At 59.8% G+C, this 20,561-nt stretch carries 13 protein-coding genes and 7 pseudogenes; 11 read left to right on the forward strand and 9 right to left on the reverse strand.

The genetic code is table 11. The features are described 5' to 3' along the window. Positions 1-595 precede the first annotated feature (595 nt). Positions 596-2,290 carry an MFS transporter gene (locus ACVWY3_RS23880; protein WP_456840654.1) on the forward strand — a complete coding sequence of 565 codons (1,695 nt, stop codon included), beginning with the start codon at positions 596-598 and terminating at the stop codon, positions 2,288-2,290. A gap of 213 nt (positions 2,291-2,503) precedes the next feature. Beyond that, positions 2,504-2,869 (forward strand): hypothetical protein, encoded by a 366-nt coding sequence (locus ACVWY3_RS23885; protein WP_456840655.1) that lies wholly within the window; start codon positions 2,504-2,506, stop codon positions 2,867-2,869. A 170-nt stretch (positions 2,870-3,039) separates the two neighbouring features. On the opposite strand, the pseudogene ACVWY3_RS23890 reads toward ACVWY3_RS23885, so the two are convergent. After that, a pseudogene (locus ACVWY3_RS23890) lies at positions 3,040-3,123 on the reverse strand (SEC-C metal-binding domain-containing protein); the annotation flags it as partial. A 952-nt stretch (positions 3,124-4,075) separates the two neighbouring features. Here ACVWY3_RS23890 and ACVWY3_RS23895 point away from each other — a divergent pair. Then, positions 4,076-4,475: pseudogene (locus tag ACVWY3_RS23895) on the forward strand (recombinase family protein); the annotation flags it as partial. Here ACVWY3_RS23895 and ACVWY3_RS23900 read toward each other — a convergent pair. Beyond that, complete coding sequence (locus ACVWY3_RS23900) at positions 4,461-5,219, reverse strand: hypothetical protein (RefSeq protein ID WP_456840656.1); 759 nt, start codon at positions 5,217-5,219, stop codon at positions 4,461-4,463. The pseudogene ACVWY3_RS23895 and the gene ACVWY3_RS23900 overlap by 15 nt on opposite strands. A 153-nt stretch (positions 5,220-5,372) precedes the next feature. Between ACVWY3_RS23900 and ACVWY3_RS23905 the strand changes: the two genes are divergently transcribed. The 3 genes from ACVWY3_RS23905 (at position 5,373) to ACVWY3_RS23915 (ending at position 7,491) form a co-directional block, all read left to right on the forward strand. Continuing rightward, the gene (locus tag ACVWY3_RS23905) at positions 5,373-6,137 is read left to right on the forward strand and encodes a recombinase family protein (protein ID WP_456840657.1); all 765 of its coding nucleotides are present in this window, start codon (positions 5,373-5,375) and stop codon (positions 6,135-6,137) included. 194 nt (positions 6,138-6,331) lie between these two features. Continuing rightward, a complete protein-coding gene (gene tnpB, locus ACVWY3_RS23910) occupies positions 6,332-6,487 on the forward strand; it encodes an IS66 family insertion sequence element accessory protein TnpB (RefSeq protein ID WP_456843442.1) in 156 nt (51 codons plus the stop codon). 194 nt (positions 6,488-6,681) lie between these two features. Then, positions 6,682-7,491 carry a polysaccharide deacetylase family protein gene (locus tag ACVWY3_RS23915; RefSeq protein WP_456840658.1) on the forward strand — a complete coding sequence of 270 codons (810 nt, stop codon included), beginning with the start codon at positions 6,682-6,684 and terminating at the stop codon, positions 7,489-7,491. A 367-nt stretch (positions 7,492-7,858) separates the two neighbouring features. On the opposite strand, the gene ACVWY3_RS23920 is transcribed toward ACVWY3_RS23915, so the two are convergent. Next, complete coding sequence (locus tag ACVWY3_RS23920; RefSeq protein ID WP_071917732.1) at positions 7,859-8,335, reverse strand: Lrp/AsnC family transcriptional regulator; 477 nt, start codon at positions 8,333-8,335, stop codon at positions 7,859-7,861. A gap of 455 nt (positions 8,336-8,790) precedes the next feature. Here ACVWY3_RS23920 and ACVWY3_RS23925 point away from each other — a divergent pair, with 455 nt between their 5' ends. Both ACVWY3_RS23925 and tnpB (ACVWY3_RS23930) read left to right on the forward strand, forming a co-directional pair. Then, positions 8,791-9,057, forward strand: a complete 267-nt coding sequence (locus tag ACVWY3_RS23925; RefSeq protein WP_456840659.1) for a hypothetical protein — start codon at positions 8,791-8,793, stop codon at positions 9,055-9,057. A 26-nt stretch (positions 9,058-9,083) separates the two neighbouring features. Continuing rightward, on the forward strand, positions 9,084-9,389 hold the full coding sequence (tnpB, locus tag ACVWY3_RS23930) for an IS66 family insertion sequence element accessory protein TnpB (protein WP_456840660.1): 306 nt from the start codon (positions 9,084-9,086) through the stop codon (positions 9,387-9,389). A 135-nt stretch (positions 9,390-9,524) separates the two neighbouring features. Here the strand turns inward: tnpB (ACVWY3_RS23930) and ACVWY3_RS23935 are convergent, their stop codons facing one another. The 3 genes and pseudogenes from ACVWY3_RS23935 to ACVWY3_RS23945 all read right to left on the reverse strand — a co-directional run bounded on the left by ACVWY3_RS23935 (position 9,525) and on the right by ACVWY3_RS23945 (position 11,421). Then, a complete protein-coding gene (locus ACVWY3_RS23935; protein WP_456840661.1) occupies positions 9,525-10,490 on the reverse strand; it encodes a zinc ribbon domain-containing protein in 966 nt (321 codons plus the stop codon). 104 nt (positions 10,491-10,594) lie between these two features. Continuing rightward, a pseudogene (locus ACVWY3_RS23940) lies at positions 10,595-10,915 on the reverse strand (recombinase family protein); the annotation flags it as partial. Next, complete coding sequence (locus tag ACVWY3_RS23945; protein WP_456840619.1) at positions 10,897-11,421, reverse strand: recombinase family protein; 525 nt, start codon at positions 11,419-11,421, stop codon at positions 10,897-10,899. The gene ACVWY3_RS23945 and the pseudogene ACVWY3_RS23940, both read right to left, overlap by 19 nt. Before the next feature lie 575 nt (positions 11,422-11,996). Here ACVWY3_RS23945 and ACVWY3_RS23950 point away from each other — a divergent pair. Further along, a pseudogene (locus ACVWY3_RS23950) lies at positions 11,997-12,802 on the forward strand (IS66 family transposase); the annotation flags it as partial. Positions 12,803-14,135: 1,333 nt separating this feature from the next. Here ACVWY3_RS23950 and ltrA read toward each other — a convergent pair. The 3 genes and pseudogenes from ltrA to ACVWY3_RS23965 all read right to left on the reverse strand — a co-directional run. Beyond that, positions 14,136-15,611, reverse strand: a complete 1,476-nt coding sequence (gene ltrA / locus ACVWY3_RS23955) for a group II intron reverse transcriptase/maturase (RefSeq protein ID WP_456840662.1) — start codon at positions 15,609-15,611, stop codon at positions 14,136-14,138. Between the two features lie 367 nt (positions 15,612-15,978). Beyond that, positions 15,979-16,701 (reverse strand): annotated as a pseudogene (locus ACVWY3_RS23960) (IS3 family transposase); the annotation flags it as partial. 864 nt (positions 16,702-17,565) lie between these two features. Further along, positions 17,566-17,850: pseudogene (locus ACVWY3_RS23965) on the reverse strand (integrase core domain-containing protein); the annotation flags it as partial. Between the two features lie 79 nt (positions 17,851-17,929). Between ACVWY3_RS23965 and ACVWY3_RS23970 the strand changes: the two are divergent. Then, positions 17,930-18,951 (forward strand): annotated as a pseudogene (locus tag ACVWY3_RS23970) (IS110 family RNA-guided transposase). A gap of 307 nt (positions 18,952-19,258) precedes the next feature. Further along, complete coding sequence (locus ACVWY3_RS23975) at positions 19,259-20,290, forward strand: IS110 family RNA-guided transposase (RefSeq protein ID WP_456840663.1); 1,032 nt, start codon at positions 19,259-19,261, stop codon at positions 20,288-20,290. Positions 20,291-20,561 lie beyond the last annotated feature (271 nt).

The following is a 20,561-nucleotide window of genomic DNA, read 5'->3' on the forward strand; positions in this document are numbered from 1 at the left end:
AAGTATAGTCCGCGCATCTTACCCACAAAGTGGCGCGCTTGTGCACTTTTTCACCGCTTCCTGGCGCAGAACGCGAAAATCCAGCAATCTCGCTGCTGTAGTTTTCGCTGATGTCGGTGCTTTGAGAAGTTGGTCAGATTCGCGGCTAGCAGTGAGCTTCAACGAGCGCCCCCCGGATCCCGTTCGATGCGACACACGGACTGCGATTTCAGATAGACTCACCGTGACCTCAACGTCACGTTCACAACGTTATGCAATCGGCACAAGCTTCTTTCAACTCAGGCGCCCAACGCTCCAGATCCACGCATATTTGGCCGCAGCAATTCTGCTCTGATCGCGGGACATTATGGCGCCTCTGGCGAACGATGGCCCTACTATGCTCAAGCAGCTTGAAATACGCGGTGCCCTCGATACTTGGAGCGGGAGGTCGATGTCGCTCGCGCGATGAGATAGGTACCTCACCAGACTTGCTTGACAACTTGGCGCTGCTGTCGAACGCGAAGCCTGTAAGCGGCGTTTGGACGGCACTTGCGCCGTTGGTCGCGGTCAAGCTCGACCGAGCAGATCTGACGCGAAAATCGGACAGGAGCGGGCGATGTCGAGGGGAATAATCGATCCATCCAGGAAACAGACATTCAGCTCCGACGGGATTATAGCACCATTACGCTTTCCGACTTATCGACGCGTCTGGTTCGCGAGCCTGCTCGCCAATCTCGGCATCCTGATGCAAGGTGTCGGAGCGGCCTGGTCAATGACTCAGATGACGTCGTCCGCGGACCAGGTCGCGCTGGTGCAGACGGCGCTCCTGCTGCCGATCATGCTAATTGCGATGCCGGCTGGCGCCATTGCTGACATGCACGACCGACGGATCGTGGCTCTGGTGGCGCTCTCGATTGAGCTTTTCGGCGCAGTCGCGCTAACCATAGTCGAATGGTCAGGTTTCACCAGGCCATTTGTGTTGCTGGTGCTTTGCTTTGTGATGGGCAGTGGCATGGCATTGAGGGGGCCGGCCTGGCAATCCTCTGTCAGCGAGCAGGTGCCGCCCGCCACCCTGCCAGCCGCGGTTGCGCTCAACGGGATCAGTTACAATATAGCGCGCAGCTTTGGGCCTGCAATCGGCGGAATTGTGGTTGCGACTGCGGGCGCCGTTGCCGCCTTCGCGCTGAACGCATGCTTCTATCTGCCACTGCTGGTCGCACTGTTCATTTGGAAGCGTGTCGCCGAGCCGTCGCGGCTGCCGCGCGAACAACTGAGCCGCGCCATTGTCTCAGGCGTACGCTATATTACCAACTCGCCGTCGATCAAGATCGTGCTGACGCGCACGTTCTTAACCGGTATGATAGGCGGTTCAATTTCAGCGCTGATGCCGCTTATCGCGCGCGATCTCTTGCATGGAGGTGCGCAGACCTATGGCCTCATACTTGGCGCCTTCGGCCTTGGAGCGGTTGTGGGAGCGCTCTTCATAGGCGAGGTGCGTAAACGAATGAGCGGCGAGGCAGCGGTGCGTGCCTGCGCCCTATCGATGGGGAGCGCCATCACTGCGGTCGCGCTGAGCGATAAGCCGATCATCACCGCGGCCGCTCTGCTGTTGGCAGGCGCGGTGTGGACGACGACGATGACGCTGTTCAACATTGCCGTACAGCTCTCCGCCCCGCGTTGGGTGGCTGGCCGATCGCTTGCGGCCTATCAGGCTGCAATCTCGGGAGGGATTGCGATCGGCAGCTGGGGCTGGGGGCGCCTCACGGATGGCGCTGGTGTTGAGGTCGCGCTGCTGGCTTCCTCGACGCTCATGCTACTCTCTCCACTCCTAGGACTCTGGCTTCGAATGCCTCCCATCAGGGCAAGTGACCAGGATGCCGAGTCGCTCGCCAATCCCGAAATACGGCTAGCGCTCACCCCGCGGAGTGGCCCGCTGGTAGTCGAGATCGAATATCGCGTCTCGCAAGAGAATGCGCGGGCCTTTCACAACGTCATGCAGAATGTGCAGCTATTGCGGCAACGCAACGGGGCCTATGGTTGGTCGATTGCGCGTGACATCGCCGACCCAGAACTATGGACCGAGCGCTATCACTGCCCGACTTGGCTAGACTATTTGCGCCAGCGCAATCGCTCGACTCAGTCGGAGCGCGCGCTGGATCGGCGCGCTTCGGCTTTCCATGTTGGTCCTGACCCGGTACGCGTCCGCCGCATGCTGGAGCGCCCATTCGGATCAGTGCGATGGAAGGAAGACGTGCCCGACCGCACTGCGTCCGAAATGCCGCTCGATAATCCCAAACGTGGCGGCAGATAGCGTTAGCCCTCCGCTGGAGCCAGGACATCTCCGGTCCAACCGAGGCGAAACTCTCGGTTGCAAGGCTCTCGGCAGCGGATGCGACGACGAGCGTGCGCTCAGACGTCGGACACCGGGTACGCCCGGTTCGCCGTTATGTTCAATCAACATCCCGGTACAAGCTAGCCATCTGTGAACGTGCCCGGCGCCGCTGCTCGGTCCTTAACATGGATTGTGAACACCGGCGCCGACGGCATCGCGGACGGCTTTAGCGAGGGAGAGTGTCGGGTTGGTGCGTACTTGATGCAGTCTGTGACTTTGCCCGGGTTAGATCATCCCGTGGAACTGCACTTCGATGATTTGCGGGGAACCGCGGTGACGCTGTTGTCCGACGCCGGTTGTACTCCTCAGCAAATCGCAACGATCACCGGACATTCGTTGAAGACGGTGCACCGAATATTGGAGCGCTATCTTGCGCGGACCCGCGGCTTGGCTGAGCAAGCGATCTTCAATTTCGAGAACTCACCGCGAATAAAATTTGCAAACCAACTGCAAACCACGCCCGATCCGGAAGAAAAGAAGAACGGCAAAGTCGTTTGATTTCAACGAGCTAAGTGGCGCGCCCGGAACGAGGCGACCGCCACACATCCTTCCGTTTAAAAATCAGAACAAAATCGCCAACTGCCGAAGTGGCTCGTACCACCCTTTGGGACCACCGGCAATGGCTGACTTTTGTTTGCCTTTCTGCTGAGACAAAAAACAACGCGGTTTCACGCGGCTGCGAACGAACCGTGGCACCTTTTGTACTTCTTCCCGCTGCCACATGGACAAGGTTCGTTTCGTCCGATTTTCCTACCGGTTGAAGCCGCGGGTGGCGATCCTTGTGGTGGGTGCGCGCCCTGCCGCAGGGACATGCCGCCGACGAAGATTGACCCCGCGTGCGCCGGCATCTTCACGTAGGCGGGCTTCAATGTCTTGAGAACCTCATGCGTGATCTGCCTGATGGCGGCGCGCTCAGGTCCGCCCATCGGCCGTTGCTGGCCGTTCTCCACCACTGTCCAATTCATTGAGTTCTGCTTCGATAGCTCCGCGTAGGTGTCATCTAAGGCAGGGTCGATGTGCGCGCCCCCATCTTGGTTGGCGGCGATGAGGATGAGTTGCTTGCGGGTGAGGCTGTTCCCATCTCGGTCTATGAACACAGGAGCAGCCCACCATTGATCGAAGGGCGCCGAGGACGCGATAGGCACATCATCGAGCATGGCCACATACCGCGTCTCAGGAGGGCCCATAGCGATGAATACGAGACCACCGTGTGTCATGAGGTTCGCCGCATCGGCAGGCAGGGCGGTATCAACGAACGCACCATGCCGACGTCCGAGTTGTCCCAACAGCGAGTGCGATTGGGCCGTCTCGTGAAGAAGGACGCGCAGGGTGACGGCCAACCTTTTGGCTTCGTCTTCGTAACCTTGATCGAACGCAGCGGCCGACCGCTCCAGAAATCCAAGCTGCTCTTCAAAGTGCACCTGCAGGTCAGCAGGAGTGATGGCCGTCTTCGTCATTGGGAGCCCCCTCCGAATTGGCTCGACATTTCCAGCGCCTCGCCTCGGTTGCAGCCATCGTACCATGCGCGAGTTCCCTCCCCTTGTTGTTCCCTACTCTTCCCGCCTTTTCCCCAAGGTCTCACATGGGTCCACCCTCAGGAGACATTCACCTGAGACCCAAAAACCGTCTCAATAGGGTTGGCTTCGGAATTTTGAGACGGCATTGTCTCACGGTCTAGCGCCTAACGAGACAAAAGGGACAAACATGACGGTCATTGGTCACGCACGCGTCTCCACCATCGACCAAGACCTGACTATCCAAGAGACTGCGCTGAAAGCGGCAGGCTGCGATCTGATCCGCTCTGAGAAGCGCACCGGCACCACCACCACCGGCCGCGAGGAGTTGCGCACTGTGCTCGACTTTCTGCGCTCCGGTGACGTGCTGATGGTGACACGCATCGACCGTCTTGCACGCAGCATCGGTGACCTGCAGGACATTGTGAGGGCCGTGAAGGCGCGCGGTGCATCCCTGAGGGCCACGGAGCAACCCATCGACACCAGCACGGCGGCGGGAAAGTGCTTCCTAGACATGCTCGGTGTGCTCGCCGAATTCGAGACCTCTACGCAGAGAGCGGCAGCTAGAGGGCATCTCAGATGCCAAGGCACCCACCTGACGGCCTTGCCTCGGTCTTAGTCGTTACATTCAGCGAGAGGCGCCGACAGAACTGAATTGCTTCGGGTACCTTGATATCTATGAACGGTGACACAGGCTGTCCGGTCGCCCACAGCAGTTTATACTCACATTGTGCGGAGTATCGACTGTGCTTGATGAAGTACTCCTCCGGTCCTCCAACCGTGTTCATCGTGTCGCGGAGCATGTCCATGCTAATGTTGCCATCTGGCACTCTGTACTTGTCCAATAGTGCCTCTGCCGTAAGGCCTACAGACTTGGTGATCGTGGGTTCGTCTTGATAGATGGCGATACCTTCAAGGCCGCCAACAAAGGGTATCTTGGTGGACACGGTGTTCGCGAACGCAGTGATGTCGTCAATGACTAAGCAAGCATCGTACTGCGGAAAGAGCTTTCGCATTTCTGCCGTGTTGTTTAGCGTGCCACACAAGACATAACAATCGCTGCCTCTGCCCTGAACCGTTACCATCGTAAGGTTCTTGCCAAGTCCAAAGCGTATTCCAGTCCCTTCTTGAGCATCTTGCCGCTGCTCATCAGGATGCTTCGCGAACTGGCTGAACGAGGAAAGCCGTAGCGATCCATCCTTGAAAAACGCCTCAACATACTGAGCCTCCAAGAAGCGGTACAGGCGCGGTCTCAAGACGGTCCATGATCGATTGAACTGGATGTTAAAGCTCGGCGGCGACGCTGTGGGATGCTTTCCAAATTCTTCGATCATAGCGCGATGGTATCTGATTCCCTCCGTTTGTAGTTGGGTCAGAAAGCGTGCAGGCTGGAGCAATGCAAAACGGAATCGCTGGATTCCAAAACGTTCATAGAGAGAACCGCTGGCGCCTGTTAGAAATTGATCTAACGGTCGTTAGAGCGAAATGTGTATAGGGTGTTTGGACATGGCAAGCGGGTTTCGACGGACAAGCAGGGCCGTTCTGGTCTTGGCATTGAGGCGCAGCGCGAAGCCGTTACGAGCTACCTCAACGGTGGCCGCTGGACACTCGTGGCTGAGTACGTCGAGACGGAAAGCGGCAAGCGCTCTGATCGCCCGAAGCTCGCTGCCGCGCTCTCACACGCCAAGGCCATTGGCACCAAGCTGGTGTTCGCCAAGCTGGACAGATTGACACGCAACGTAGACCTACCGCGCTCGCTCGTGGCCACCAAGGTTGACTTGGTGTTCTGCGATTTGCCGAACGTGCCTCCCTGCCCGATGGGCAAGTTTCTGCTGACACAGACGGCGGCTGTCGCGGAGTTGGAAGCAGGTCTGATCGGAGAGCGCACCAAGAAGGCCCTCGCTGCTGCCAAGGCACGCGGTGTGAAGCTCGGCAATCCCAATGGTGCCCGTGTGCTCCGGGGCAAGCAGACCGGTAACGCTGAAGCGGTCGCCCGCATCAAACAGAAGGCTAAACGGCGCGCCATGGACCTCCACGGGATCATTGCGGACATCAAGCGAGCCGGCGTCACAAGCGTTCGCGCTATAGCTGATGAACTCAACCAGCAAGGCATCGCGGCCCCTCGTGGAGGCCAGTGGCACCCACGGCCGTCGTGCGACTCCTGGAGCGGGTGTCCCAAGCGGAGCGTTGACACGGGCCGGCCGGGAATTTCTCGGGAGAAAAAGGGGCCCCATTTTCACACCGGACCCTAATTTGAACTCGACCCCACCCCCCGACTTCAAGATTTGGCGGTTAAGGCCGCCAGCGGCTTTCAGGCTCGGGACTGCGGTGAACCGAATGGGACCGTTGGGGGCCCGGAAAGAGCCTCAGTTTTCGGGTGGCTTTCGCGTTGCGCACCCAGAGCCTCTAGGGAGTCCACAGAGAAGCCTTCGAGCCGAAGGTATGGATTGCGACGGGTCACACCGATATGCGTCGCGGCATGAACTCGCTGGCCTTGTTGGTGCAGGAAGCGTTCACGTGCGACCCGCACGGCGGCGACCTCTATGTGTTCCGTGGCAAAAGCGGCAAGCTGATCAAGATCCTTTGGTACCATTGCACTTGATACGGAGTGCTGAGGATCCACCTAGGAGGAACGCAGCCAAAGTGAGTTCAATTGTTATGGACGTCGCTTTCGTCGCATCAGCTTAGGCCTGACGACGTTTTTACGCGCCGTATACCTCAATGCGCAGCAATCCGGCGACGTGCATCGAATAGCCTGCGGGCACGACACTGGGCTTCAAGGTCGCGCCGAGCGCAATGAGAAGGATGTGCCTGCACAGATTGGCTTCACGGCTCGCCGGCGCTGTGACAGCGTTGCTTGCCGGCAGCGCGGTGACAAATTCCGCCAACTGCCCGCGGCAGTATGCGCTCGGCACATCGCGCGTGCTCGCTGTCGATGCGGAGACCTATCCGCGCGTGGGGCTGGGAAGCTTTCCAGAAACCCTTCCTCTGGCGGACCATGAGGTCGTCCTCACCTTCGATGATGGGCCACAGCCCCCGAATACAGAAAAGGTGCTGAGGGCGCTCGCGCAGGAATGCGTGCGGGCCACGTTCTTCCTGGTCGGCAGGTCCTCCGCAGCATTCCCCGAGCTCGTCCGCCGCATTGCCACCGAGGGGCACACCGTTGGGCACCATAGCTGGTCGCATCCTATGATGTCGAAGATTCCGCTCGAACAGGCTACGGAAGATATCGATCGAGGCATTGCGGCTGATGAACTGGCGCTCAACGGCGTCTCGATCACAACTCCGTCAACACATTTCTTTCGGTTTCCCTATTTCGACTCGCCCCCTGCGGTGCTCGACCATTTGAAGTCACGCGGGATTGCAGTGTTCGGTGCTGACCTTTGGGCGAGCGATTGGGAGAATATAACCCCAGATCAAGAACTACGGAATCTGATCGAGCGGCTAACGACCGCGAGAAAGGGTGTCATTCTGCTGCACGACACCCAGGCCCGAACGGCCGCCATGATGCCAGCGTTCTTGCGCTACCTGCATGAAAACGAATATCGGATAGTACATCTGGTGCCGGCTGCCCCGACCGTGACGAACGCTGAGATACCCCCTTAACCTGAACGACTCGCCCCCTGTCGCGCGGACGACGGGGGGTCGTGAACCTAGCAGGCTAGATAGTCGGGGTGAAAGATCACGCCGACTTAGGTCAGTCGGGGCTAGGCGCCAGCTTCTGCTCACCATTTTCTACTTGCGAACGGCGGGGCAGAACGTGGAAAAGAGCTACATCGACTTCGCGACGAATTCGATCGGCGCCTTGGACATTGAGGCGATGCCTATGGTCGCTGCCTCGACCACGACTCTGGCGATCCGCATCGACCCCACTATGGTCAGTCATTCGCCGCAGTGTCGCGCACTTCAGCGAGCTCTTACATTCCTGTTTGCAACACTTGCCCTGGATGCAGGCGCGGACATCGGAGTTTCGTCAATCCTCCGACGAGGCTTCAACTGGCACAGCGAAACCTACCTTTACGCGGTCTACTACGACCATTGTCTTGACCGCTTTGATGTTTGGGTTCGTATAGAAGAACCGCCTGGTGAACTGCTCATAGTCCTCCATGGTGGGCGCAGTAATGTATAAAAGGAAGTCCGCGTCCCCAGTAACGTAGAATCCATTCACGACTTCAGCGGATGATTTGATGGCCTTTTTGAACTTATCGACTATTTCCGAACTTTCCCGCTCCAGACTTACCAGCAGTAGCATTTGAATGGGTCTGCCAACTGCCTTCGGCGAAACGATCGAGATGTCGGCCTCGATGATGCCTTCCGAGCGGAGTCGCTTCAGTCGTCGCTGACACGCGGTAGCGGAAAGCCCGACCATTTCGCCGATGACATCGGAGGTCAGTCGGTTGTTCTTTTGCACGATCTCGAGGATGCGGGCGTCTATTCGATCGTATCGCATACTTGCTGCCACGGAGATGAACTTCATTGATAAATGCCACCGGTATGCAGAAAATCGACCGAATAAACAAGAAATGCAACGGTTTTCGACACGTCGCCTGCTTCCCGGACCCATGAGAAGTCATTGCGGGCCATCCCAAGGAAGCCCGTCTCGTCCCGTTGAAGTTGTGATCGTCAGAATCATCTCGGGATTGAGCACGCCAAGAGAGGACTTACGCCGCGAGCCGGTTTAACGGTAAGCGCTGTTCGGTGGGGTGACGGGGTGATCTGCGAGGCTGCGGTTTGGTTTGACCGTTAGGCTTAGAATGGACACAGTGCATACTACTATCACGGAGTCGGTGCGGCGGCTCGAGTTCTTCAACCGAGCCGGCCGTGGGCGAAAGTGGAACGACGAGGACAAGGCCCGGGTCCTTGCGGAGATCGTTACGAGTGGCGACTCGGCCGGGTAACGCGACAGTGCCGCAGCAGTTGTTTTGCTGGCGCCGTCAGTTGCGAGAGGCAGCGCGCGGTCATTTCGAAACAGAAAAAGTACAGTTTGCGCTGGCGGTGGTGGATGCCGTGGTGCCGGCGGCCGCTCTTGGGCGCGAGCGCAAAGCGGTGCGCCGCAAGGCCAAGGGCGGAGTCATCGAGATCGACGTTGACGGCATCACGATCCGGGCCGGCCGTGGTGCGGACCCGACGATGATTGCGTCCATCATCCAGGCGCTGAAGGTGAGGTGGTGAGCGGGCCGTCGGGTGCGGTCCGGGCGATGGTGGCGACCAAACCGGTAGACTTCCGCAAGGGAATGGAGGGGCTTGTTACCCCGGTGTGCGAGAGCATGGGGGCAAATCCGTTCTCGGGAGGTGTCTATGTGTTCCGGGCCAAGCGGGCGGATCGGATCAAGCTGGTGTTCTGGGCCGGAACGGGCCCGTGTTTGTTCGTCAAGCGGCTCGAGGATGGGATCTTCCGCCGGCCGAAGTTCGAGTATGGCGTAGTGCTTGTCGGCGGCGCAATTGTCGGCATTGCTCGATCACCCATGTTGATGCCCCTCTTTGTTAGGCTGACAGATTCTTAGATCAAGTTGCGCAATGACGTGGTTTCGAAGGTCTCCAATAGCGTCAAGAACGGAGTGTATTGGGGAAGAGATAGGCGCCGCTGGGGTGGCGATCAATCAGCAAACGCTTAGTTCGGATCTGTACATAGAGCCAGTTCACCGGAAGCTCGAGCCTTTGGGCCAGTTCGGGTGGCTGAGGAGTGAGCCGTCATGGTCCCATCGAGTACGCTGGGCAGTTACCTTGATGGCCGCGGCACGACGGAGCCGACCAACGGTGATAGGCAGCACCTTATCGGCGCAATAGGGAGAGCGGTGACCTTCTTGGGTAAGGATTGCGGCGATCTCGTCGTCGGGGACGCCGTCGCGAGCGAGCGTTAGAAGGCGTTCCCGCATCTCGGCGCCTCGCGTCAATCTGGTGACGGAGTTGACGCTCATCTTCACCTCGAGCTCCGTCACGGCGCCTCCACGCCAGACGATCCTAGCCAGGGCCAAGTCGTGCTCACCGCGGTCGAGAACGACCTTTTCGATGAGACATCGCAACAACGCCTTGCGATGCGCATCCGAGATCGTCTCGTCACGCCATATCTGCGTGAGGCGGCCAGTGAGGCTGATGACCTTGTCGTTGAGCTCCTTGCTTAAGGCCACTTGTGTGATGGCTTTGGGCGGTTGTCGGGCAAGCGCCTCTTCGGCGGCGCGCACGTCGTTAAGTGCCGCTTCCCATCGGCGCTCGAGTTCCGAGGCGACCAACCGATTATCTGGATCAGCTCGGTTGAACTGCCGTTCGGCGAGCGCTGCCGTGTACCGCTTGCGCTCGAACTCTCGTTCTGCACTGGAGCGTAACGCATTGTTCATCTGCTGCTGCACCCGCCGTGAGCGCGACAAGGCATCCAGTTCGGCTGGCGCTAGTGCGGTTAGGAATGCATCGCCAACGGCTGCATCGATATGGGCGGCGCGAATGTGTTGGCAGGTTGGCTGACCTTCCTGGGTACGCAGGTGATTGCATACATACTCGCCACCGCCCTTGTAGCGGACGTACATTTTATGACCACATCGTGCGTACCAGACAATGCCGTGGAGCAGGAGCTCGCCGTCGCGAGGCGCGCCGCGGGTTTTGATGCGCATGTATTCGGCTCGGTTATCTCTGATAACGGTTCGGATTTTTTCATAGATTGGTCGATATAGGCTGGATATCGATCTTTAACGACGATCCGCCACTCCTCCATCGGCCGCGGAGCCTTCTGTGGGAGGGCACCCTCCCGCTTCGACGGCTGGAAGCGGGTTCGTCCATAGATAAAGGCGCCCGCGTATGCCGGGTTCTTCAAGATCGCCGCGACAGCAGCCAACGTCGCGCGCGTCCAGCACAAATCGCCATACCGATCACGACGCGGCAGTTCCAGGTCACGCTCGTTCAACGCTCGCATGACCTTGGCAACACTGCGCAGCTGCAGGAACAACTGGAAGACGAGACCGAGCCGCCCTTGCACGGCCATGTCGGGATCCTTAACGACCACGCCGCTCGGATCCCGCATCAGCCCGATTGGCAGCATAACCGCAAGTTCGCCGCGCTCGGCTTTGCCAGGAGGCCAGCGGTCAGCCGGCTGCGGATCGTATGTAGTTCAAGCTCGGAGATCGAACCCTTCAGCCCGAGAAGCAACCGTCCGTTCGGAGTGCCCGGATCATAGACACCATCGCGGTCGGCGATCAGGCAGCCACGTAGACCACAGACATCCAGGAGCGGATACCAGTCGGTACAATTACGCGCCAAGCGGGTCACATCGATCGACAGGATGAGTCCCACTTCACTCAGGCCAACACGGCCAACGAGTTCCTTGAAGCCGTTACGCTGTGCTATAGACGCGGCGCTCAACCCGAGATCGGCATCAATCGCGTCGATGGCCGCCTCACGCCATCCGAGTTCGCGGGCGCGCTGGCGAAGCGCGTATTGAAGGCGCAGGCTCTCCTGATTGCTTACGACCTGGTGAGGCGTCGACTGCCGGATGTAGACCACGGCTTTGCGCGCCAAGTGGCTTGGTGTGATCAACTCGGACTTCATGAGAGATCTCCGCCAAAATCGCGGCGACGTCTTCGACGATCTGGCGTCGGAGCGCGGGCGTCAGCGTCGACCAAAGATCGGCTGGATCCATGCTCATGTGCGTGGGGACAATCCGCTGCATAAAAGCTCGAGTAGAGCCTCCATACTCAGCTTATCTGATTTGCTTCTTCTCCATAATATTCGATTGCGGTTGCTTGAATCAGAAGGCTGCTTCCTGCGCGATACTCAACTTCATACGAAGCAGGAATGCCTCGACCTCGCTGGCCGATCTTCCTGATCACTCGATATGAGCGACCCCACAAAGGATGGTGGGGATCCTTAACCTCGACTACCTCAGGAGATGATTCGTCAGACTCACTATCGGGGACATTCCTCAATCCCCTCGCTCGAAGGCTTCGACTGGCGGCGTGTCCACGCGCGACGAGAGACGCCGGCGCCGACGCAGCTGGATAGTTGTTGGCGGCGCTGCGGCGAAGTGAATCGGAGCGCCAGACGCGTCGCCCTGATGGCGGCGAATATGCTTTGAATTAGCTGTTAGCGAGGCCCTGCCTGACGATCCCGAGACGTGCAAAGCGATGCTGCTTGCCGAGCGGTGCGAGAGCGAACGACTGCGTCAGATCATCAAGGAATTGCAGCGGCATCGGTTTGGCCGGCCAGCAGAGACGCTGCCTGAAGATCAGATGCTGCTGGGCCTGGAGCACGTCGAGCGGGTGACAGCGTACAGCGAGATGGCGCAGGACGTCAGCGCAGCTGAAGGCCGTGAGGTGCGAGCCCGTAGGCGCCGCGGCAACCGTGACACGTTGCCGACGCACCTGGCGCGGATCGAGGTCGCCGTCGACATCGAGAGCAAGACCTGTCCCTGCTGCCAGGGCGAGTTGCATTGGATTGGCGAGGATAGAAGCGAGCGGCTGGACCTGGTCCGGGCGCAGTTCCGGATCCTCGTGACGCGGCGTCCCAAATACGCCTGCCGTGCTCGCTAAGACGGTGTCATGCAGGCACCGGCTCCGACACGGTTGGTCGAGGGCGGACTGCCGACCGAACCCACCGTCGCCCAGGTTCTGGTGTCCAAATATGCCGATCACCTGCCGCTCTATCGGCAGGTGCAGATTTACGCCCGTCAGGGTATTGAGCTCGATCGGTCGGCCGTGGCGGACTGAGTGCGGCAGCAGCCTTCCATCTGCGTCCGTTACATGAGCGCCTCCTTGGCAAGCTCAAGCAACGGCCAAAGCTGTTCGCCGACGAGACGACGATGCCAGTGCTCGATCGCGCACCAAGACGGGTCAGCTCTGGGCCTATACGGCGGACGACCGGCCATGGGGCAGGCGCCGATCCGCCGGGCGTCGCCCATGTCTATGCCCTCCGATCGCCTGAACGCCGACCACATAAGTGGCGGGGTCGGCCGGCGTGAGCTTAGCTAATGGTCCCGAGCGCCACCATGGTGCAGACGGCGACCGGCCGAAGTTCCCCGCGCGCTCCACTTGCGGCGGCGCATAGCGCGTCGTTCTTTAGCTTCAATTACCAGGCTCGCGTTGCTTCAAGCACAGCGCTCAATGAAACAACTGGGTGCGGAGCTTCCTAAGCTCTCCGTCGAAGTCTGCTTTGTACGCCGTGGGACGCATTAAGCCAGTGCGACCCGCGAACCATTTCTGGTCGGCCTCCCGGCGAGCCGTGAAACGGTCCACGCATTTCCTGGAGCAAAGAACTGTTCGCCAAGAGTAGTGGCGGATCAGCCCGAACTGTCCGCCGCAGACGCCACAGCGCTTTACTGTACCATGGAGGGTATTATGAGAGCTGTTGCGCATTCTCGCCTCCTGCTGATGCCATGCGGATAGTCGCCACGCATCGTCGTGGCGCCGCACCTCGCCCGCACGTCACGTGCGGCGTCGGCATTTCAAGTGCCACTGCATCAACTGACAGCAACAGTTGACTCTGACGTGCGCCTGCTTGGCGAAGCGGCACGCCGTATCCCGTGCCTCGCCAGCCAAATTTTGAGGTTAACTATACCAATGCTGCAATCCTAGTTGATGCGCGATTCGCCCTTTGTCGCTGTAATCCTGCGTCTAATTCGGATCAATCAACGAAATTCGACTCATCTGGCGGCGGCTGCGCATAGCTGCGATCGCCATTGATCTGTGAGACCGTTTTTGCGCTCGGCCTGTCGGGATGACGGGACGCGGCCAAAATACTCCGCGAGCGGGCGAGAATATTGACGTGTCGTTCTGAGCTGCTTGAATCATGCCCAGGGAGCGAGCGGTCTCGCTGGGACTTTGGCTGTGAGCTTGCCTTGACCAGGAGTTCGGCAGACATCACCGTCCGCATCGAATGTCCCTTTACGACAGGAGGAGGAGCACATGAAATACCCGATGGGACTACTCCTTGCCGTGTTACTCCTCGGTCCAGCGCTGGCTCAGAAAAGTCAGCGAGAACCTATGCTGATTGAGCAGATACGGCCCGGAGTGACCTACGAGGATTGCGTCACCCGCTGCCAAAAGTGCGGAAGCGGCAAGAACCCGTACTGCATCAAGAATTTCTGCACCGGTTATCCTCACCGAAAGCCCGGCGCGGCACCGTTGCCAGTGGTCTGCCCACAGTACTCATAGGCCTGTCACAGTTGGGAGCCTCCTTAATTCGGCGAATGTCGTTCGCGGTAGGGATGCCCATTGCTGAACACCCCCCGCACAGATCCGGACAAGCCCAATTCGAGCATCCGGCTCTTACCTCGGGTGTCTAACGGCGAAGCGCCGGTCGGGCCATGGATGAAGGATGCGGGGTGCGGGTAACCAATCGGCGACCAGCTTCGTCATCCGCTCCCACGTGAAGCCGTCTTTCTGGCTACGCCGCCGCAGCGTGCGACGCCAGAGGCTGGCCACGTAATGCCAGAACGCTGAGAGCGCTCGACTGTTTGTGGGCACGGCATAGTAGGCGAAGTGGCCTGTAACGACTTGCCTCAACCAGTGTCCCTGTGACGGGATAGGTTGATGCATTCTTTGCCGCAGCTCCGCCTTGATTTCCTGCAGCTTCGCCCGCATGCGGTCGCGCCGGGTCTTCCGCTGTAATTGGAAGGCCCCCCGTCGAGATTTCCCGCAGATGAAGGTAAAGCCCAAGAACGCGAAGGTCTCCGGTCTACCAATGCCGCGCTTCTTGCGCTCGGTTGCCGCATGGCGTCCGAACTCAATCAAGCGAGTCTTGCCCGGATGGAGCGACAGCGAGAATGCCCCGAACCGCTCACGCAGTGCATCGAGGAATCGACCAGAGTCGTCCTCATGCTCGAAGCCTGCTACCAGATCATCCGCGTAACGCACGATGACCATGTCGCCGCGGGCCTCTTGCCGTCGCCAGCGTTCGGCCCACAGGTCGAACACGTAGTGCAAGTAGATGTTGGCAAGGAGCGGTGAGATCACCGAACCTTGGCCAGTTCCACTGTCAGCTACGGATACGATCCCGTCTTCGAGGATGCCCGCCTTGAGCCATTTACGGATCAGACGGACGATGCGCTTATCGCCGATGCGGTGCTCCAGGAAGCGGATCAACCAGTCATGGTTGACGCTGCCAAAGAAGTCCCGGATGTCGGCGTCAAGTATGTGGTTCACCTTCCGACTGGTGACCGCCACCGCCAAGGCGTCCAGCGCATCGTGCGGCCCTCGTCCAGGTCGGAACCCGTACGAGAACCCGAGGAAATCCTCCTCGTAGATGGCGTTGAGCACCATGACGCAAGCGCCCTGGACGATCTTGTCCTCCAGGGCCGCGATCGCCAGCGGTCGTTGCCGTCCATCCGCCTTCGGTATGTATGTCCGACGTGATGGATGAGGCCGATACGCTCCTCGGTGGACTCTTCCGTGGAGATCCTCGAGATTGCGCTCGAGGTTCACTTCGTAGTCCTGCCAGGTCACCCCATCGACTCCAGCGGCAGCTTTGCGTTTGAGCGCGTAGAATGCCACCTGGAGCGTGTCGACGTTCACCTGGTGGAGAAGCGCGGTGAACCGCTCCTTCTTCCTTTGCCTTGCGGCTTGCCGTACGCGGCTCAGCGCCTGGGTCACGCGCGCCCGGGTCTGCGTCCGGTGCGTGCTTTGCTGATCCGCATTCCCCTTGGTCCCTGCCCTTTGCTCCACCGCCTCCGCCACCGGTGGCCCGGCTTTGTTCGGCGACTTCCCAGCTACTACGGCAGAGTCAGACTTCTCCGGATCGTGCATCGGCGGCTACGGCTCCTCGCCTTCCCGTCGCGGACCGTCTACCCAGAGGGGCTTTCGGCCAACCCGGAGACCTCCCGGTTCCCGTGCAGGGAGCGTGCGTGCATGCCAAGTTCTTCGACCACGCCGGGTTACCCAAGTGCTTGCGATGACGCTCTTGAGTATGTTGCCTTCCGCTACACAGACAGCGTCGGCACCCGGGATCAGTTTTCTATCGCGGCTCAATGGTTGGCCTGCACGTCCCCCTGCCGACGCTTCGCCGACATCCTCGCGGATGCCTGCGCACGGCTCGGGGTCGATGCGGTTCGCTATTCCTTCATCGTAGTGGACTTGCACCACCTACTCCTTGCCGGTCTCCCGGCGCACCTGTGTTAAAGCCCCTGATGAACGCGTTCTGCATGGGCTTGCCCCGCGATCTAGTGCTAGGTAGCGCGGCTCTGTATCGGCTTACGTCCGAATTGCGTTGCTGTGAGTTCGGTGTCGTTGTCGCTGACCAGTGTCTTGGGCTTCCCGCGTTCGGTGATCAGCCGGTCTAGATCCCGCGCCACCCGGGTGCCGGGAGCAAGGGATCGGCCACCAGTGCCAGACACTCGCGGGTGCAATCGTCGACCACGCTCAGAATACGGAAGGGACGGACGTCGGTCAGCTGGTCCGATAGAAAGTGGAGCCTCCAAATCGTTGGAGATCATCGGCGCCATAGTCCCAATTGCCCGCTTACGGCCGCCATGGCGGCGTAGCCTTGTGGTTGACCAGATAGCCCTCCCGCTCGAGCAGCACGCGCGGGCGTCGGTAGCCGAAACGGCGACCCACCTCGGCCATCACCCTCATGCGCTTGGCCTTGGCCGGCATCATCCGCCCCGGTCGCCTTGTAGCTCATTGTCATAAAGCAGCAGCCCCATGCCTTTACACGCCCGCCGTTCGCTCATCAAGGCTCCCCGGAGATGGGCGACAGCTTTCCGCCGCAGCGGGCGTCACCATTTCTTTCCAAGAAAGGGCTTCAACGCAACGTTGTCCAGCAGGGCGTCGGCCAAGAGCCGCCTCAGCCACTTCAGCGTTTGGTCTCCGATACCTCCATCGCGCCGTATTTTGCCTTTCATTTGTGAGTGCTGGCGCGGTTTGTTACTCAGATTCTCGGCCGGTCCGAGCAGCTGGCACTGCCGCTGCGCCGACATCTCTCCATGGCTGCGGTCGGCGAGCACGCGGCGATCCGGGCGCTCATCTTTAGGACCTCTTCGGTAAAAAATTCCGCTCGACGATCAACTGGCCGATCTTGGCGTGCAGCTTCTCAATGTCGCGCTCGCGCCCGGTTGCGCCGTCGCCGATGCCCCTCTCGAACGCGCGTGCCGCCTGATCCAGAAGCCGCTTCTTCCAAACGGAAATCTGGTTCGGGTGCCCCTGTTAGCGCTGCGCCAGATCGGCCCGACTCGTATCGTCCGTTGCGCCGATTCCCTGACGATGTTGCGCGCTCGCTAAACTGGCCAGGCACCGTGTGTGTATCGCTCTCCTTTGTCGCGCGCCGCCTCGATTCGCCTCTCTCTCATGCTCGTCATCACCCGGCCCACAAGTACTCTCGTACAATCGCGCTTTCCGGTCACCGTAAACACCCGCCTACGACTGGAGTCTCGGCCTTTGCGCGCGACTATATATCGACATGATGGGCAACACGCCTCTTATACTAGGCATCATTGGTTCTCGAAGGAGGCATCGGGCTAACAGGCAGCGGATTTGACCGGCCAGCCATCGTGCAGGCCAAAGCCCCGCGGAGTCTCTCTCGATCAGACTGCGGCAACATAGCGTTGCGGCTAAGTCATTGCAAATCGCTCTAACGTTCCCGTTTAGTCGATGAATTTTGGCGCTATGAGGATAAGCGGACACATTGATATAGCGATGCGTTATTTCCTCATCAACGGCAATGTCCTGTATCGCCACACTGCTCACTCATGTGCCGGACTCTCTATCAGCCCAGACTCTTTTTATCTAATCCTAAGTTCGCCCGGTCGTTGGATTTGCCCGGTTGGGCGGTGGGAGCGACGGGAGCTGGCGCGGAGCCTTCGGCATAGCGCAGCGCCAGATTCCGGCGCGGGTGACAGGTGAAGGCGAACTCGGAGGGCGTCTTCCATCCGAGCTGCGAGTGGGGTCGTGCATCGTTGTAATCGGCCCGCCAGCATCCGAGTGCGACGCTAGCCTGGGCCAGTGACGTGAACAGCGTCTCGTTCAGCAATTCATCCCGCAGCCGGCCGTTGATGGGGAAGACGGCCCTGCTCCTCGGCGCCGGCGATATACTGGCGATGGACGAACCCGCTAACAGGAGCAATTGACCAATGGAAGCCGCCACAATTGGGTTAGACATTTCGAAGCACGTATTTCACATCCATGCAGTTGATGACCAAGGCCAAGTGGCCGGTCGCCAACGTCTCCGGCGAGGCGAGATCGTGTCGTTCTTCTCCTCGCTCGCACCTTGCCTGGTCGGCATCGAAGCCTGCGCGACTGCTCACCACTGGGCGCGGGAGATTCGGCAGTTTGGACACGATGTCAGATTGATTCCGCCAGCCTATGTTAAACCCTACCTACGAAGAGCAGCCAAGAATGACGCCGCTGACGCGGCCGCGATCTGCGAAGCGGTCAGTCGTCCTAATATGCGGTTCGCCCAATCAAGAGCGCTGATAACCAGGGCTTCTTGATGCTTCATCGTGCAAGAGGCTTGCTGGTCCGCCAACGCACCATGACAGCTTGCGCCATTCGGGCTCACTTTGCTGAGTTCGGAATCATCGTCAGGCAAGGCCGGCAACGGGTGGATGGTTTGGTGGACTTGTTGGATGACGAAGAACTGACGGTACCGGCCCACGCCCGCATCGCACTGGCCGTCCTTGTGAGCCAACTGAAGGAATTGCACCGGCGGGTCGCGGCCATCGAGCGCGAACTGGCTGAGATCCAGCAAGTAAATCCGATGGCGAAGTTGCTGTCCTCGATTCCCGGGATCGGTCCCATTACGGCCACGGCTCTCGTCGCGACCGTACCGGACGCGACCATGTTCCGCTCCGGGCGGGAGTTCGCGGCCTGGGTTGGCCTGACGCCTAAGCAGAATTCCACCGGCGGGAAGCACCGGCTCGGCCGCATAACAAAGCAGGGCGATTCCTATCTCAGGCACTTGCTTGTCATCGGAGCACGCAACGTCGTTCGGTACCCAAAGGCACGCTCCCGGGTTGGAGGCGGCTGGATCGAAGCCTTGCTTGAACGGCGTCGGCCGATGGTCGTCGCCATCGCCGTTGCCAACAAGTTGGCCCGGATCGTCTGGGCGATGATGACGACCGGGGAATTCTATCGGCCTAAGCTCGCGACCTGAATGTCGCGTGTGTTGGCCACGTTATGGTGTGAGGGCAAATGACAGCATGACCGGCGGAGCTGGGGATCGAGCAAGCCCGAAGAGCTTTAAGCGCAACAAGCGCGACCCGTTGATGAGGCCTCGATCCGCGATCTCCATCAGGGCCAGCGGCCATGGCATCGGTCGCACAAACAGGCCGTATACATGAACGCACCCGACCGGTACCCAAAGTGCTGCTGAAATCCCTTGCATCCGCGGGGCCAATGGTATGGACCCCGCCCTCGCCGCGGTGGAATCTCGAGCGTCAACTGCAGTGAAGGAGGATATCATGCAGGTCGTTCGTATAGGTCTAGATCTGGCGAAGTATGTCTTCGAAGTTCACGGCGTCGACAACCACGGGAAAGTCGTTGTGCGAAAGAGGTTGCGTCGCGATGCGGTGGCCGGCTTTTTCGCCAATTTACCGGCCTGCCTGGTCGGCATGGAGGCTTCCAACGGGGCACATTATTGGGCTCGCGTGCTCACCGCGCTTGGCCATCAGGTCCGACTGATCAGCCCTCAGTTCGTGACGCCATACGTCAAGTCAAACAAGAACGACCAGAACGATGCGGAAGCCATCTGCGAAGCGGTCGGCCGTCCGTCCATGCGCTTCGTGCCACCGAAATCAACCGATCAGCTGGCGGTACAGGCTGTCCACCGCATTCGCCGACGCCTGGTCGCCGACCGGGTCAGGCTCGCCAACCAGATTCGCGGTCTTCTGTCCGAGCATGGCATTGTCATTGCCCGTGACATCGCGCAGCTGCGGCGCGGCCTCGCTGTCATCGTAGGAAACATCAATGACGGCCTCAGCGAGATGCTCCGAGCGCTCATGAGGGAATTGCAAGAGGAGTTGTCCGAGCTTGATAGCCGCGTTGCAGCCTATGACCGCCGGATAAGGGAAATCTTCCGTACGAATGAGCAGTGCCAGCGGCTCGGCAAAATCGAAGGCGTCGGACCTGTGACGGCGACAGCCTTGATCGCCGCCGTGGGCGATAGAAGCTGTTTCAAGAACGGCCGCCAGTTCGCGGCTTGGCTTGGCCTGGTGCCGAAGCAGCGATCCAGTGGAGGGCGGTCCCGCTTGTTCGGCATCAGCAAACGCGGCGATCGATACCTGCGGACGCTGATGATTCACGGAGCTCGCGCCGCTTTAAGTCGGGCCACTGGCAAGCAGGATCCGCGAAGCCGCTGGCTCGGCAAAATCCGGCAACGGCGCCATCCCAATGTCGCGGCCGTGGCTCTTGCCAACAAGAACGCGCGGATCGTGTGGGCTATGCTCACAGGCGACGCAGCTTATGCGCCGGCGCTGTCGGTGAAGGCGGCCTGAAACGAAGCGGCAATCAAGGAAAGGAGGTCTCACCCGGCAATTGCAACAAATGGCAGGAGATGGCGAAAACGGTCACCCCGTCGCTTCCCGAACCTGATGTGTGGACCGGCACGGCTTGCGCCGATGTCTCGGGGCCGTTGAGGTGGAAGCCGGCGAAAACCATCGAGGCTCGCGGCGGAGACGTTGTCCAGCCGCATCAAGAAGCCGGATATACGTCTGCAGTTGTGACCGTCGATCCTGATCAAGCCGGTCGTTGCAATCGGGCGGGGTC

Source organism: Bradyrhizobium sp. USDA 4486 (assembly GCF_054057995.1).

Excerpts from the sequence above, each read along its gene's own strand:
- ACVWY3_RS23945 (WP_456840619.1), bottom strand. The coding sequence starts at position 11,421 with ATGAAGTCCGAGTTGATCACACCAAGCCACTTGGCGCGCAAAGCCGTG.
- tnpB (WP_456840660.1), top strand. The coding sequence starts at position 9,084 with ATGGTGGCGACCAAACCGGTAGACTTCCGCAAGGGAATGGAGGGGCTT.
- ltrA (WP_456840662.1), bottom strand. The coding sequence starts at position 15,611 with ATGCACGATCCGGAGAAGTCTGACTCTGCCGTAGTAGCTGGGAAGTCG.
- ACVWY3_RS23975 (WP_456840663.1), top strand. The coding sequence starts at position 19,259 with ATGCAGGTCGTTCGTATAGGTCTAGATCTGGCGAAGTATGTCTTCGAA.
- ACVWY3_RS23920 (WP_071917732.1), bottom strand. The coding sequence starts at position 8,335 with ATGCGATACGATCGAATAGACGCCCGCATCCTCGAGATCGTGCAAAAG.
- ACVWY3_RS23915 (WP_456840658.1), top strand. The coding sequence starts at position 6,682 with ATGAGAAGGATGTGCCTGCACAGATTGGCTTCACGGCTCGCCGGCGCT.
- ACVWY3_RS23900 (WP_456840656.1), bottom strand. The coding sequence starts at position 5,219 with ATGATCGAAGAATTTGGAAAGCATCCCACAGCGTCGCCGCCGAGCTTT.
- ACVWY3_RS23880 (WP_456840654.1), top strand. The coding sequence starts at position 596 with ATGTCGAGGGGAATAATCGATCCATCCAGGAAACAGACATTCAGCTCC.
- ACVWY3_RS23935 (WP_456840661.1), bottom strand. The coding sequence starts at position 10,490 with ATGCGCATCAAAACCCGCGGCGCGCCTCGCGACGGCGAGCTCCTGCTC.